Genomic DNA, 14,811 nt, shown 5'->3' with positions numbered 1-14,811 from the left:
CTAAATGTCTAACGAAACAAATAGACGTGATTTTCTAGGTTATACATTTGCAGCTGTTGCGGCTGTCGGTGGTGCTTCTGCGCTTGTTGGTATGAAACAAGCATGGGATCCACTTCCAAGTGTATTAGCTGGAGGATTTACTACTGTAGAACTTAGTGGAATAAAAGCCGGTGAGCCTATTGTTGTAACATGGAGAGGTAAACCAATATTTATTCTTAAAAAAACAGAAGATATGGAAGATAATAAAAGAGACTTAGTAGTCGGTAACGATAGATTTACTGTTGCTATTGGACTATGTACTCACTTAGGTTGTATTCCTGCATGGAAAAAAACAAAGTGGAAATGTGCATGTCATGGTGGGGAGTTTAATCCAAGTGCGGAAAATATTTTCGGACCTCCTCCTAGACCTCTTGATTTACCGCCTTTTAGTATAAAAGGGACACAAATTGTACTTGGTGAAGAGGGTCCTGAATATAAAAAAATCGCTACTGCGATGATGGCATAAGGAGCAGTAGATGGCAAAAATTACTAAAGCTAACTCTGTCGGAGAGTGGTTAGATCAAAGATTAAATACTACTAAATTTAATAAAGTTATGATGACAGAATACTGGATTCCAAAAGATATTAACTTCTTATGGGCTATGGGTGTTCTTTTAGCAACAACTTTTACTATTCTTATAATCTCAGGTATTTTCTTACTAATGTACTACAAACCTGATGTAAACTTGGCATTTGATTCTGTTAACTACACAATCATGCAAGAAGTTGCGTACGGTTGGTTGTTTAGACATATGCACGGTGTTGCGGCATCAGTTGTTTTCTTAATTATATATATCCATATGTTTACGGGAATTTATTACGGTTCTTATAAACAAGGTAGAGAGATGATCTGGATTTCAGGTATGTTATTATTCGTAACATTCTCTGCTGAAGGTTTTTCCGGATATATGTTACCTTGGGGACAAATGTCTTACTGGGCTGCAATGGTTATTACAAATCTTTTCGGTGGTGTTCCTTTTATAGGTGATGCCTTAGTAGTATGGATTAGAGGAGACTTTAATGTTGCAGATGCTACATTAACAAGATTCTTTATGTTACACGTATTCTTATTACCTATTGTAATTATGCTACTTATTGGATTTCACTTCTATACATTGAGAATTCCTCACGTTAATAATCAAACTTCTGAAGATATTGATTATGATGCTGAAGCTGAAAAATATTTAAGCGGAAACAAAAAAGAGTCAAAAGTAATTCCTTTCTGGCCTATATTTATTTCAAAAGATTTAGCTGTATTAGGTATTTTCTTAATTTTCTACTTCTATTTAGTATTTTTCCATTATAACTTTGCTATGGATCCTGTTAACTTTGATCCTGCAAATAATATGTCTACACCGGCTCATATTTATCCTGAGTGGTATTTCCTATGGTCATATGAAGTATTAAGAGGTTTCTTCTTTGATGTAGGACCTTTAAAAGCGTTTGATATCGGTCTTGCTGCATTCGGTTTTGCAAATGTTATCTTCTTACTATTACCATGGTTAGACAGAGATACAAAAATTTTACCTGCTCATAAAAGACCTGCTTTCTTTGTTTGGTTTTGGATTTTAATGGCAGACTTAATTGTATTAACAATTTGGGGTAAATTACCTCCGACAGGGGCAAATGCATGGGTTGGATTCTTTGCGGCAACGCTATTCATCCTTTTATTTATTTTCCTACCTGTTGTTACAAAAATTGATGCAAAAAAGAGAGGTGAGTAATGAGAGAATTAAAAATATTAGTTGTTGTAGTAGCATTAACACTGATTACTTACTGGGGTGTAGAACCTTTTGCTCACACTCAAATGCATCCGCATGTTGAGCCTGTGAATTACAATTTTGCAGAAGCTGATAAAATAACTTCAAAAGATACTGTTGAAGAGACTAAAGCTGCTTTGGAAGAAGCTGAAAAAAGCGGTGATGCAAAAGCAATTCACCCTGCTAAAACAGAGTATGAAGCTGCTGTCTCTTTTGAAAAAACAATTAATGATTTCTGGGCTTCAAACGAAGAGCCTATGAATCTTACAGGAAATGCTGAAAACGGTGCTGTTTTAGTACAATCAAATTGTACAGCGTGCCACTCAATTAAATCTCAAGGATTTCCTCAAATTATGGACGATGCTAGTTCTGCTGCTGCATACGGTGTAGTTCCACCTGATTTAAGCACAGCAGGGAAATTATATAGCAAAGAGTATTTAGTAGGTTTTATAAAAGAACCGACATTAGCTTCAAAAGTGTCTCACAAATTTGTTGACGGAAAAGTTCATCCAATGCCTGGATACGGTTGGATGCAACCTCAAGAAATTGCTGATATGGTAGCATATTTAAAATCTATTGCTCCAAAAGAGATGACAAACAAAGAAGTATTCCAAAATGCTTGTCAAAGATGTCACTCAATCAAATACGGTGATATGCAAAAAGGTACAATGACAGCACATACACCTGTTGAAAACATTAAAGCATATATGGGAAAAGTTCCACCTGATTTATCTCAGTATATCAAAAGTAGAGGTGCCCAATATTTACATGAATTTGTTAATGACCCTCAAAAACACTTAGCCGGAACTGCTATGCCTAGAGTTGGATTAACTCAAGAAGCGGAAAAACAAGTAGTTTCATATATGGAAGAAGTTGGGGATTCTAAAAAAGCTCAAAGAGAAGAATTAGGACCTAAATTCTTAATATATTTAGTTATTTTCGCTATCTTTGCATGGTTATGGAAAGCAAGTAAATGGAGAGAAGTTCACTAAGAACTTCTTCTCTTAATAAATTATCTAGGGGAAAAAAATGAAATTAGTAAATATTTTAACTGCTGCAGCTTTAACAATTTCTGTTGCATCAGCTCAAGATGTTATGCAAAAATCTATGTCAATTATGGAAGAAGGGATGACTCAAATTCAAAAAGGTTTTTTAAATAACAATATTGAATTAATCAAAAGTGGTACAAAACTTGTAAAAGACGGGAATAAACTATTCTCTGATAAAAAGATTATTGCACAGTATTTACCTGAAAACAAAAAACACATGGTAAATGTTGCAGAAAATGCAGCGAAAAGAATTGAACTTGATGTAAATGTTTTGGAATTAAATATTGATGAAAAAGCTTACATTAATGCGGCAAATGCATATTCTGACGTGTTAAATGCCTGTGCTAGATGCCACTCTATAGTTAGAAGCTGGTAAGAAAAGTTAATTTAACTTTACTTTTAAATTATAATTTTTGAAGCTGCAGAGATAACTGCAGTTTCACTTCTCAAAATCAAATTTGACTCAAATCCTACAATTTTTTCTTGATTAAATAATTCTCTCTCTTTTTTGGAAAAACCGCCTTCACAGCCGATGATTAAACTATTTATAGATTCAACCTCAACATCAATACTTTTATTTGAAAAATCCAACATATATGAGTCCGGATTTTTTTCTAAAAATTTAGCCAAACTTTCACACTCTTCAAGTTTTATAATAGAGCTTCGTCCACATTGGGAAGAGGAATTAATCAAAATCTTTTCCAGTTTCTCAAAATTTATTTTAAAATTTTTTTGGGAATACTCGCAATATATAAAACTTATTTTATCTACTCCGATTTCATTTAATGAAGCAATCGATTTTTCAACTGTTTTAGGATCTACGACACACCAAGCCAAATGAAGTTTTTTGGGATTTTCAATAATCTTCTCTTCATAGTTTTTAAGCTCTAAAAGAGCCTTTTTTCTATCAATAAAGATAATTTCATAGAAGTAGATAAAACTATCTTTTAAATTTCTAAAAGGGATAATCTCCCCTACTTTATGTCTTCTTGCTTTAATTAAATATTTATATAAATCCGTATCGATTTCGATACTTTTTGTTCCTGCAATGTTTGAAAAAGAAAACTGCATTAGAATACTTTACTTATAATATAAACTGCAATAAGAACCGCAACTTCTATTGTATAAATTTTCTTTGCATAGATTTTAAATTCATTTTGAAGTTCAATATCAGTTGATTTTATAACTCTCATCTTTTTATATCTTTTTATTTCAATAACCATTAAAAAAATAGAGGTTGGTATCATTAAAGCAATAGTAAAAGAAAAAGTGCTTGCATATGCCGCAACAATTGCTCCTGTATACATAACAATCGCATTTGACAGATGATAAACAGGTGTCATAAATTTCAATCTTTTTGCCAATTTTATATAAGCTTCTACAGAATATACCGAATATAAATTAAAAAGCATAATCACTAAAAAAACATATATTGCATACACATGTGTAACTACTGCGCTACTCATCAATTCCATGTTAATCTCTCTTTTAAAAAATTTCGGTATTATACCTCAATTGTCATAAGGTGTTAGTAAAAGGATAAATATGGCTATAGATGTAAAAGAAGCACTAAAAATAATCTCCGATTTAGAGCTTAAAACAAAATTTGAAATTCTTCCTATTGAAGACTCCATAAACAGAATTTGCGCACAAAATATAAAAGCAACAAGCAGTCTGCCTAAATTTAACAATTCAGCAATGGACGGATACGCAATATTACATGAAGACTGCGGAGAAAAACTTGAAGTAAAAGATACAATATTTGCAGGAGACAATAATAACCTTTTACTAGAAAACAAGACCTGTGTAAAGATTATGACAGGTGCAAAAGTTCCCGATAATTGTACTGCAATCGTTCCAAAAGAGAATTGTGAAATTATATCCCAAAAGCAGATTATCGTACCCAAAGATATAAAATTAAATCAACACATCCGATTTATAGGTGAAGATATAAAAAAAGAAGAGATTTTATTAAAAGAGAAAGAAGAGATAAATTTTTCAAAAATTACTCTTTTGGCAAGCCAGGGAATTTCCCATATAAAAGTTTATAAAAAACCGAAAATCGTAGTGTTTGCAAGCGGTGAAGAGTTAAAACTTCATTATGAAAAAGCAGAAGATTATCAAATCTATAACTCAAATACGCCGACTTTTATAAGCAGATGCAAAGAGTTAGGTTGTGAAGTCGATTTTATAGGACAAGCTCATGATTCTATTGAATCAATTAAAGAGTTAATACAAAACTCTTTAGATGCCGATATGATAATAACATCAGGCGGAGTATCCGTAGGAGATGCTGATTTTACAAAAGCTGCTTTTAATGAGTTGGAATCCAAAAATATTTTTGAAGGCATAAAAATAAAACCGGGGAAACCTACTGTTTTAGGCAAAATAAAAGATACCTATATTTTAAATCTTCCTGGAAATCCCCTTGCTGGCGCACTCATTTTTGAACTTTTCGGAAAATTAATTGTTCAAAAACTGCTTGGCTGTAATAAAATACACCACAACTTTATAATTTCAAAAATGGCAGAAGAGTTAAGAAATAAAAAAGGAAGAATTACTATAATTCCAGGATTTTTTGACGGAGAATCTTTTAATGCTGAGCAAAAAAGAAGTCCCGGAATGGTTTCAACTCTGTCAAGATGTAATTCAATGATAGTATTAAATGAAGATGTCTCTTTATTAAAAAAAGGTGCATTAGTAAAAGTTCTTCCGATAAATTGGAAATTTTTCGGAAAAGATGATAAGGATTTTTTAACAAATGAGTAAAAAAGCTGTATGTATATTAAGTGGAGGAATGGACTCCACATTAGCCGCATATATAGCAAAAGATGAAGGATATGATATTATTGCTGTTCATTTTAATTATGGACAAAGAACACAAAATAAAGAACTTGAATCTTTTAGAAATATATGCAAAGATTTAGAAATAGAACAAAAATATGAAATAGATATTCCGTTTTTCACACAAATCGGAGCAAGTGCTTTAACCGATAAATCTATAGATGTTCCAACACAAGGTGTAAAACCCGGAGTTCCTATTACCTATGTTCCTTTTAGAAACGGGATTTTTCTCTCTATAGCAACTGCAATAGCGGAAAAAGAGGAAGCTCAGGCTCTTTTTATAGGTGTAGTAGAAGAGGATAGTTCGGGATATCCCGATTGTACAGACTCTTTTATAAAAAAGATGACAAGTGCAATTAACGAAGGAACAAAAGAGTCTACAAAACTTGAGATTAAAACACCCCTTGTAAAATTAATGAAAAGTGATATTGTAAAAAAAGCTTTAGAATTGAATGTTCCTTTGGAACACACTTGGTCTTGTTATAAAGAAGAAGAGGAAGCTTGCGGAGTTTGTGATTCTTGTAGATTAAGACTAAACGGCTTTAAAGAAGCCAACGCAGTTGACCCAATACCTTATAAGGCAAATTAGTGACTTGGAAAATATCTAAATCTTTTGATTTTTGTTATGGACACAGAGTTTGGTCGCAAGAACTAAATCCCGATTATTCACTTGATCCGTGTTTAAAATGCAGACATCTTCACGGGCATCAAGGTAAAGTTGTAGTATTTTTAGAAGCAACAAAATTAAAAAACGGAATGGTTACGGATTTTAAACATCTAAATTGGTTTAAACAGTTTTTAGATGATGTATTGGATCATAAATTTATTATTGATATAAATGATCCGCTTTTTGAAACCCTTCTTCCTCACTATTCAAAAGAAGAACTTATGGAATTTGAAGAGGGTTACAAATTAGTGGACTTGACAAAAATAAAAGATGAACCTCTTCATATCAAAGAGATGTATGAGGGCTATGTTCTTGTAGATTTTGTTCCTACAAGTGAAAATTTATCAGCTTGGTTTTTAAAAATAACTTCTGAAAAAATGCAAGATTTAGGGATAAAAGTAGCAAGTGTAGAGTTTGCTGAAACACCTAAAAGCAAAAGCCACGTGTATGCTTGAGATAAATGAAATATTCGGTCCGACAATTCAAGGAGAAGGAAAACTAATAGGAACTCCTTCTATTTTCATAAGAGTTGGAAAATGCAATATGAAATGTGTCGGATTTAATGTTGAATATGAAACTCCAAGCGGAATAAAAAAATGCTCATGTGACTCTTATTATGCAGTTGATACTGCATTTAAGGAACAATGGCATAAAATGCTTTGTGAAGATATAATAAAAAAAGTAGAAGAATTAAAACCTGCTTATAAAGTAGATATCGTAATTACAGGCGGGGAACCGCTTTTATATTGGTCAAATGTTGAATTTCAAAAACTATTGAAATATTACATAGAAAATGGCTATAAAGTTACAATTGAAACAAATGCCTCTTTAAATATTGATTTTAAAGAGCAGTACCAAAAAAATATTCTTTTTTCAATGAGCGTAAAACTATCAAACTCACTAGAACCTCTTAAAAAAAGAGTAAACACGGATACCTTAACAAAAATTTTGACAAATACAAAAGAGTCATATTTAAAATTTGTTATTGATAAAAAATTTATTGATACTGCAAACAAAGAGATTGATTCTATTTTAGAACAAATACCAAAATGTGACGTATATCTAATGCCCATGGGTGATACGGCAGATGAGATAAATAAAAACAGTGAAGCCGTAATTAACATGGCGATAAAAAACGGCTTTAGATATTGTGACAGATTACATATACGAGTCTGGGATAATAAAAGAGGTGTTTAGCTAATTCTGGCTATAATATATTCTTCAAAAGATTATAATTTTCAAAAGGACATAAATGAAATTTAGTGGATCTAATGTATTAGTAACAGGTGCCAGCAGAGGAATTGGAGCCGAGATTGCAAAAACTCTTGCCCAATTTGGACTAAAAGTCTGGATTAATTATAGAAGCAAAGCCGATGCTGCTGAAAATATTAAAAATGAGATTGAAGCAAACGGAGGCAAAGCTGCAATAATAAAAGCAGATGTAACAAATGAGGATGAATTTACAGCAGCAATTAAAACAATAATTGATTCAGACGGTGAATTATCTTATTTAGTTAACAATGCGGGTATTACAAGAGATAAACTAGCTCTTAGAATGTCAGTTGAAGATTTTACTGATGTAATAAATGCAAATTTAACATCTGCATTTATAGGCTGTAAAACAGCATTAAAAGTAATGGGTAAAAAAAGATTCGGTTCAATTGTAAACATCTCTTCAATTGTGGGAGAGATGGGAAATCCCGGGCAAGTAAATTATAGTGCTTCAAAGGGCGGATTAAATGCAATGACTAAATCTTTTGCAAAAGAAGCAGCTGCCAGAGGAATAAGATATAATGCAGTAACTCCAGGTTTTATTCAAACAGATATGACAAATGAATTAAAAGATGAAATTAAAGTAGAATATGAAAAAAATATTCCTCTAAGCAGATTTGGTCAACCAAGTGAAATAGCTGATGCAGTAGCATTTTTATTAAGTGACTATTCATCATATATCACAGGTGAAATTTTAAAAGTAAACGGCGGTTTATATGTATAAAAAGATTTATTAAATCTTTTTATGATATAATATGGCGACAATTTTATCAAAGGAAAAAATATGGCATTATTAGATGATGTAAAAGAAGTAGTAGTTGAGCAACTTGATTGTGATCCAGCTGAAGTAAAAGAGGATTCAAAATTCATCGAGGACTTAGGTGCTGACTCTTTAGACGTTGTTGAATTAGTTATGGCGTTAGAAGAAAAATTCGATATCGAAATCCCTGATGAAGATGCAGAAGGAATTTTAACTGTAGCTGATGCTATTAAATACATCGAAGATAACGCGTAATTTAGACGCTTTATAAAAGTATAAGCCAGTATTTCTTTTACTGGCTTTTTTTCTACCTATATCTTATTTATATTATTGAGTTTTTTCTTAAGAATTGAATTATATAAATATTTTTTTTGGAGCATATTTGATGAGAAGAGTTGTTATAACTGGTTTAGGTACAATTAATTCTATAGGGCACAGTGTTGAAGATTCATTTAAAGCTGTAGTTGCAGGTGAATGCGGTATTGATACAATATCACTTTTTGATGCAAGTAATTATCCTGTTCAAATTGCCGGAGAAGTGAAAGATTTTGACCCAACTACTGTAATGGATAAAAAAGAAGTAAAAAAAGCGGACAGATTTATTCAATTAGGGATTAAAGCAGCACTTGAGGCAATGATTGACTCAGGATATGTAACAGCAGAAAGTAAAAAAGTTGAAGAATCAATTGCCGATAGATTTGGAATTGTTTGTGCTTCAGGAATTGGCGGATTAACTACAATTGAAAAGAACTCTGTTGTTTGTGAAAACAGAGGACCAAGAAGAATTTCACCGTTTTTTATACCTTCTTCACTTGTAAATATGTTGGGTGGATTTATCTCTATTGAACACGGATTAAAAGGTCCTTCTTTATCTCATGTTACAGCTTGTGCAGCTTCAACACATGCATTAAACGATGCTGTTAAAACTATTATGCTAAACGGAGCGGACAGAGTTTTAGTAGTAGGAGCAGAGAGTGCAATTTGTGGGGCAGGTGTCGGTGGATTTGCTGCAATGAAAGCACTTTCAACAAGAAATGATGATCCCAAAACTGCATCAAGACCCTTTGATAAAGATAGAGACGGGTTTGTAATGGGAGAAGGTTCTGGAGCTTTAGTTCTTGAAGATTTAGACTCTGCACTTGAAAGAGGCGCAAAAATTTATTGTGAAGTAATAGGATTCGGAGAAAGTGCCGATGCAAACCATATTACTGCACCTGTAATGGATGGACCTTTAAGAGCAATGAAAGCTGCAATAGCAATGGCAAAAAATATTACGGGTGAAGATATCAAAATAGATTATATAAATACTCACGGAACTTCAACTCCCGTAGGTGATGCAAATGAAGCAAAAGCTATTGAAGAGTTATTTAACGGTGTAGAAAATTGTCCGTTAGTTTCATCTACAAAGGGACAAATAGGTCACTGTTTGGGTGCAGCAGGTGCAATTGAAGCAGTATTTGCAATTAAAGCATTAAATGAGGGAATTATCCCCCCAACAATAAATATTCAAAACCAAGATGAAGAGTGCAAACTAGATTTTGTACCAAATCAATCAAGAAAAGCTGAACTTAATATTGTAATGAGTAATAATTTTGGTTTTGGAGGAACAAACGGCTCTGTAATTTTTAGAAAATTTACAAAATAATATAAGAGCCCAAAAGGAAAAAAAATTTGGCAACTTATTTAGACTTTGAAGATAAAATCAAAAAATTAGAAGAAGATATTACAATTGCAAGAACAAAATCTGACGAACATGCAGTTGAAATATTGGAAAAAAAATTAGAAAAAGAAGTTGAAAAAACTTTTAAAAATTTAAACGACTATCAAAAACTTCAACTAGCAAGGCATCCGGACAGACCTTATGCCTTGGATTATGTAAGAGGTCTTATGACCGATTATTACGAAATTCACGGAGATAGACACTATAATGATGACAATGCCATTGTATGCTTTTTAGGTTATATAGGCAAAGAAAAAGTTATGGTTATAGGAGAACAAAAAGGTCGGGGAACAAAAAATAAATTAAAAAGAAATTTCGGTATGCCTAATCCTGAAGGATATAGAAAAGCTTTAAGAGCGGCTCAAATGGCAGAAAAATTCAATATCCCGATTTTGATGTTAGTTGACACCCCGGGTGCATATCCAGGTCTCGGTGCAGAAGAGAGAAACCAAAGTGAAGCAATTGCAAGAAACCTTTATGAGTTTTCAAATCTTACTACTCCTACTATTTCCGTAGTAATAGGCGAAGGTGGTTCAGGTGGAGCATTAGCTATTTCAGTTGCTGATAAATTAGCAATGATGAGATATTCTGTTTATGCAGTAATTTCTCCTGAAGGTTGTAGTGCAATTTTATGGAATGATCCTGCAAAAGTAGAAACAGCTGCAAATGCTTTAAAAATAACTTCAGATGCGTTAAAAGAGTTAAATCTTGTAGATGATGTTGTAAATGAACCATTAATCGGTGCTCATAGAAAAAAAGATGAAGCAATAAAAGCTTTGGGAGATTATTTTCTAACTACTCTTGCCAAATTAAAAGAGTTAAGTCCGGAAGATAGACTTCAACAAAAATATCAAAAATTAATGAATCTTGGGAAATTTCAAGAAGAAACAAAATAGGAATTTTGTAGTTTAACTACAAAACTCTTATCTAACTAATTTTCCTACAGGCTCTCCGCCTAAAATATGGAAATGTAAATGTGGAACTTCTTGTCCTCCGTCACTTCCTATATTTGTAATCAATCTATATCCTGACTCTTTTATTCCTACTTTTGACACAACTTTATGAATAAATTCAGTCATTCCCGCCATAATTTTTGGAGGTATTACATCAAAAGAGTCATAATGTACTTTTGGGATAACCAATACATGAACTTTTCTTGCAGGGTTAATATCATTAAATGCTAAAAAATTTTCATCTTCTAATACAGTTTGATTTGGAATCTCGCCATTTACAATTTTACAAAAAATACACATACTTTTCCTTTCTCTAGTTTAAAAAAAATTATAACCAAACTCTAATAAAATTTTAAGTATAATCCCCAAAAACCAAGATAAAAGATTAGATAAATAATCGGGGAGAAACTAGTAGTGACTGAATGGCTAGAAAAAATTAACAATGCTGATTCACTCGAAGTTTTAGAAAGCTTAAGAGTGGAAACATTAGGTAAAAAAGGTGTTATAACTTCACAATTTGCAAAAATGAAGGATATACCCGGCGCTGAGAAAAAAGCATTTGCTCAAAAACTTAATGAACAAAAAGCTGAAATAACACAAGCTTTGGAAGAGAAAAAAGAGGTTTTGGAAAAAGAGGCTTTAGAGGCTAAATTAAAAGAAGAAAAAATAGATGTAACAAAATTTAATAATGAGTTATCATCAGGTGCGGTACATCCTGTAATAGATACCATGGATAGAATAGTTACATATTTTCAAAACTTAAATTTCTCAGTTGAAGAGGGACCTTTAGTTGAAGATGATTTTCATAATTTTGAAGCATTAAATCTTCCAAAATATCACCCGGCAAGAGATATGCAAGATACATTTTATAATAAAGATTTTACACTTTTAAGAACGCATACCTCACCTGTTCAAATAAGAACAATGCTTTCGCAAAAAACGCCTATTAGGATGATTGCTCCTGGAACAGTATTTAGAAGAGATTATGATATTACGCACACTCCTATGTTTCACCAGATAGAAGCTTTGGTAGTAGATGATGCCGATAAAATTTCATTCGCAAATCTAAAACATGTTTTAGTTGAGTTTTTACACCATATGTTCGGTCAAGTCGATGTAAGATTCAGACCTTCATTTTTCCCGTTTACGGAACCTTCTGCAGAAGTTGATATTTCATGCGTATTTTGTAAAGGAGAAGGTTGTAGAGTATGCTCTCACACAGGATGGTTAGAGATACTTGGATGCGGTGTAGTAGATCAAAATGTATTTGATGCGGTAGGATATGAAAATAAATCAGGGTATGCCTTTGGTTTAGGAATAGAGAGAGTTGCAATGTTAACTCATAATATTGGAGACTTAAGATCTTTATTCGAAAGTGATTTAAGATTATTAGGACAGTTTAAATGATAATAACAAGAAATTGGGTACAAGAATATATTGATATTTCAAAAATTACTACAGATGATATTTGTAAAACTCTTAACTCTATTGGATTAGAAGTTGACAGTTTACAAACTCAAAGAGTACCTTCAAAAGTAGTTGTAGGAAAAGTTTTAGAGAAGAAGAAGCATCCTGATGCAGATAAATTGAATATTTGCCAAGTCGATATCGGAGGAGAAAAAGTTCAGATTGTCTGCGGTGCAAAAAATGTAGATGCCGGACAATTCGTTCCTGTTGCCGTTGTAGGATGCGACTTAGGAAATAACTTTAAAATTAAAAAAGCAAAATTAAGAGGAGTTGAATCAAACGGAATGATTTGTTCCTCAACAGAGATTGGTCTACCTAAACTTAACGACGGAATTTTAGAATTAGATTCTTCTATCGGGGAATTAGTTATAGGAAAAGAGTTAAAAAATTACCCTTTAATGAATGATGACGTTATAGAGATTGAATTAACTGCAAACAGAGGAGACTGCCTAAGTATAAACGGTGTTGCAAGAGAGTTATCTGCATACTATAATATCCCTTTTATAGAGCAAGAAAATTCAATTGAAGTTAATGATTTAGGAATAGGACAAGTTTTAGAAGTAGAAAGTTCAGGTGATATAGATAGTAAATATATCTATAAAGTTGCAGCATTAGAAGATTTTAGATTACCTGTACTTTGTAAATTAAGAGTCGGTATTTTGGAAAAATTCGAAGAATCGGATTTAAAAGATACTATTACTTACGTAACTCATTCAACAGGTGTTATTTTAAATGCTTACGCAAGAAAAGATTTAAAATCTAAAGATAAAGAAGAGATCTCTGTTTTAAGCATAAAAAAAGATGCTCAAGGTTTTGATAGCGTTGAAGGCAAAGAGCAATTAAGCACAATATGTATAAATCATGAAAAAATCAATGAAGATGAAAAAAGTGAATATGTAATTGAAGCAACATATATGGAACCTGAACTTTTATCAAAAAAAGTTTTTGAAACAAAGAAAAAAACAGGTGAAATATATTATAGAACTTCAAGGGGAAGTGAACCTTGTTTGGAGTTTGGTATTGACACTTTCTGTTCTTTGATTTCAAAAGCAGGCGGTAAACTTTACAACGGTACAGAAGCATATAACGACTATAACGAAAAACATACTTTAGATGTAAATATTGATAAAATAAATTCAATTATCGGACAAGAAGTTCAAAAAGCAACAATTGAAAATATTTTAAGCTCTTTAGGCTTTGAAGTAAAAGATGTTGCAAATAATGTATTATCTTTAAAAGTTCCGCTTTTTAGACATGATATTAAAAATATTGCCGATGTAACAGAAGAGATTGTAAGAATCATCGGAATTGATAATATAAAAGCTAAACCTCAAGTAATAGATGAAGCAAACAGAGCTAATAAAACTTCTGTTAATTTAAGAAAAAGAAACAAACTAAGATTTAAAGCTATTGAAAACGGATTTTATGAAACCGTTACTTATGTATTGGCAAACAAAGAGAAACTCGAAAGATACTCTCTTCCTACAGTAAAAGAATCTTTGGATCTTTTAAATCCAATTGTAAAAGAGTTAGATACATTTAGAACAACAGTAAGTCTAAACCTTGTTGAAGCATGTTCAAACAATATGAAACTCGGTTTTAAATCGGCAGCATTTTTTGAAATAGGAAAAATCTTTAATGCAAATAGAGAAGAAAAAAGTGTAATTTCTTTTATTTTCAGCGGTCAAAAAGAGATTGAATCTTTTTCAAACTCAGGGAAACCCGAAGATATCGAATTTTTTGCATTTGCTAAAAAAGTATTAAATACTATCGGTAAATTTGATTTAGTTCCTATGAAAAAAATACCTAATAAATTGATTCATCCATATCAAAATGCTTCGGTAATCATTGATAACGAAGAAGTCGGTTTTATATCAAAACTTCATCCGCGTGTTTGTGATGATTATGATTTAAGTAATACTTTTATAGCCGAAATCGATTTTGAAAAAATCAAAAATGATTTAACAAAAGTTGAAGCTTTTTCTAAATTTCAATCTTCAAAAAAAGATTTAAGCATTGTAACTCCAAAATCAATGGAATATAAAGAGATAAAAGAGGTAATAGACTCTATTAAAGATAAAAATATCAAACAATATAATCTAATTGATATTTATAGCGATGAAAAATTAGGTGAAAATGAAAGTTTAACAATCAGATTTGTTCTGCAAAATGATGATAAAACTTTGGAAGAAGAAGATATTACTTCAACAATGAACAATATTTTGGATACATTAAATAATAAATTGGGCATCTCTTTAAGAGACTAATTAAAGGTAAAAA

17 protein-coding genes are annotated in these 14,811 nt (G+C 31.9%); 14 read left to right on the top strand and 3 right to left on the bottom strand.

Annotated elements, in window-relative coordinates:
- Positions 1-4 precede the first annotated feature (4 nt).
- The 4 genes from AANAER_RS02270 to AANAER_RS02255 are packed head-to-tail and all read left to right on the top strand — an operon-like array spanning position 5 to position 3,224.
- Positions 5-505 carry a Rieske 2Fe-2S domain-containing protein gene (locus tag AANAER_RS02270; RefSeq protein ID WP_044416352.1) on the top strand — a complete coding sequence of 167 codons (501 nt, stop codon included), beginning with the start codon at positions 5-7 and terminating at the stop codon, positions 503-505.
- Between the two features lie 10 nt (positions 506-515).
- Entirely contained in the window at positions 516-1,763 is a 1,248-nt protein-coding gene (locus AANAER_RS02265) for a cytochrome b (RefSeq protein ID WP_044416354.1), read from the top strand.
- A complete protein-coding gene (locus AANAER_RS02260; RefSeq protein WP_044416356.1) occupies positions 1,763-2,791 on the top strand; it encodes a c-type cytochrome in 1,029 nt (342 codons plus the stop codon). The genes AANAER_RS02265 and AANAER_RS02260 overlap by 1 nt, the downstream gene beginning before the upstream one ends.
- 37 nt (positions 2,792-2,828) lie before the next feature.
- A complete protein-coding gene (locus AANAER_RS02255; RefSeq protein ID WP_044416357.1) occupies positions 2,829-3,224 on the top strand; it encodes a hypothetical protein in 396 nt (131 codons plus the stop codon).
- A gap of 23 nt (positions 3,225-3,247) precedes the next feature.
- On the opposite strand, the gene AANAER_RS02250 is transcribed toward AANAER_RS02255, so the two are convergent.
- Positions 3,248-3,919, bottom strand: coding sequence for a 16S rRNA (uracil(1498)-N(3))-methyltransferase (locus AANAER_RS02250; RefSeq protein ID WP_044416359.1), 672 nt, complete (start codon positions 3,917-3,919; stop codon positions 3,248-3,250).
- Entirely contained in the window at positions 3,919-4,314 is a 396-nt protein-coding gene (locus AANAER_RS02245; protein ID WP_228135492.1) for a hypothetical protein, read from the bottom strand. Before AANAER_RS02245 ends, AANAER_RS02250 begins: the two co-directional genes overlap by 1 nt.
- Positions 4,315-4,393: 79 nt before the next feature.
- On the opposite strand from AANAER_RS02245, the gene AANAER_RS02240 reads away from it, so the two are divergent.
- The 8 genes from AANAER_RS02240 to accA all read left to right on the top strand — a co-directional run bounded on the left by AANAER_RS02240 (position 4,394) and on the right by accA (position 11,007).
- The gene (locus AANAER_RS02240) at positions 4,394-5,617 is read left to right on the top strand and encodes a molybdopterin molybdotransferase MoeA (protein ID WP_129082735.1); all 1,224 of its coding nucleotides are present in this window, start codon (positions 4,394-4,396) and stop codon (positions 5,615-5,617) included.
- On the top strand, positions 5,610-6,281 hold the full coding sequence (gene queC, locus AANAER_RS02235; protein WP_129082734.1) for a 7-cyano-7-deazaguanine synthase QueC: 672 nt from the start codon (positions 5,610-5,612) through the stop codon (positions 6,279-6,281). The genes AANAER_RS02240 and queC overlap by 8 nt, the downstream gene beginning before the upstream one ends.
- Complete coding sequence (locus AANAER_RS02230) at positions 6,281-6,814, top strand: 6-carboxytetrahydropterin synthase (protein WP_044416368.1); 534 nt, start codon at positions 6,281-6,283, stop codon at positions 6,812-6,814. The genes queC and AANAER_RS02230 overlap by 1 nt, the downstream gene beginning before the upstream one ends.
- Positions 6,807-7,556: a 7-carboxy-7-deazaguanine synthase QueE gene (locus AANAER_RS02225; protein WP_129082733.1), complete on the top strand. Its 750-nt coding sequence runs from the start codon at positions 6,807-6,809 to the stop codon at positions 7,554-7,556. Before AANAER_RS02230 ends, AANAER_RS02225 begins: the two co-directional genes overlap by 8 nt.
- A gap of 55 nt (positions 7,557-7,611) precedes the next feature.
- Positions 7,612-8,355 carry a 3-oxoacyl-ACP reductase FabG gene (gene fabG / locus AANAER_RS02220; RefSeq protein WP_129082732.1) on the top strand — a complete coding sequence of 248 codons (744 nt, stop codon included), beginning with the start codon at positions 7,612-7,614 and terminating at the stop codon, positions 8,353-8,355.
- A 60-nt stretch (positions 8,356-8,415) separates the two neighbouring features.
- The gene (gene acpP, locus AANAER_RS02215; protein WP_044416373.1) at positions 8,416-8,646 is read left to right on the top strand and encodes an acyl carrier protein; all 231 of its coding nucleotides are present in this window, start codon (positions 8,416-8,418) and stop codon (positions 8,644-8,646) included.
- 130 nt (positions 8,647-8,776) lie between these two features.
- Positions 8,777-10,036 (top strand): beta-ketoacyl-ACP synthase II, encoded by a 1,260-nt coding sequence (locus tag AANAER_RS02210; protein ID WP_044416375.1) that lies wholly within the window; start codon positions 8,777-8,779, stop codon positions 10,034-10,036.
- A 26-nt stretch (positions 10,037-10,062) separates the two neighbouring features.
- On the top strand, positions 10,063-11,007 hold the full coding sequence (gene accA / locus AANAER_RS02205; RefSeq protein WP_129082731.1) for an acetyl-CoA carboxylase carboxyl transferase subunit alpha: 945 nt from the start codon (positions 10,063-10,065) through the stop codon (positions 11,005-11,007).
- Between the two features lie 27 nt (positions 11,008-11,034).
- Here the strand turns inward: accA and AANAER_RS02200 are convergent, their stop codons facing one another.
- Positions 11,035-11,364, bottom strand: coding sequence for a histidine triad nucleotide-binding protein (locus AANAER_RS02200; protein WP_129082730.1), 330 nt, complete (start codon positions 11,362-11,364; stop codon positions 11,035-11,037).
- 114 nt (positions 11,365-11,478) lie between these two features.
- On the opposite strand from AANAER_RS02200, the gene pheS reads away from it, so the two are divergent.
- Positions 11,479-12,471, top strand: a complete 993-nt coding sequence (pheS, locus tag AANAER_RS02195) for a phenylalanine--tRNA ligase subunit alpha (RefSeq protein ID WP_044416379.1) — start codon at positions 11,479-11,481, stop codon at positions 12,469-12,471.
- Positions 12,468-14,798: a phenylalanine--tRNA ligase subunit beta gene (pheT, locus tag AANAER_RS02190; protein ID WP_129082729.1), complete on the top strand. Its 2,331-nt coding sequence runs from the start codon at positions 12,468-12,470 to the stop codon at positions 14,796-14,798. Before pheS ends, pheT begins: the two co-directional genes overlap by 4 nt.
- The last annotated feature ends 13 nt before the right edge of the window (positions 14,799-14,811 follow it).

The sequence above is a fragment of the Halarcobacter anaerophilus genome, from assembly GCF_006459125.1.
GTDB lineage: Bacteria > Campylobacterota > Campylobacteria > Campylobacterales > Arcobacteraceae > Halarcobacter > Halarcobacter anaerophilus.
This window is presented reverse-complemented; position numbering and strand designations above follow the sequence as displayed.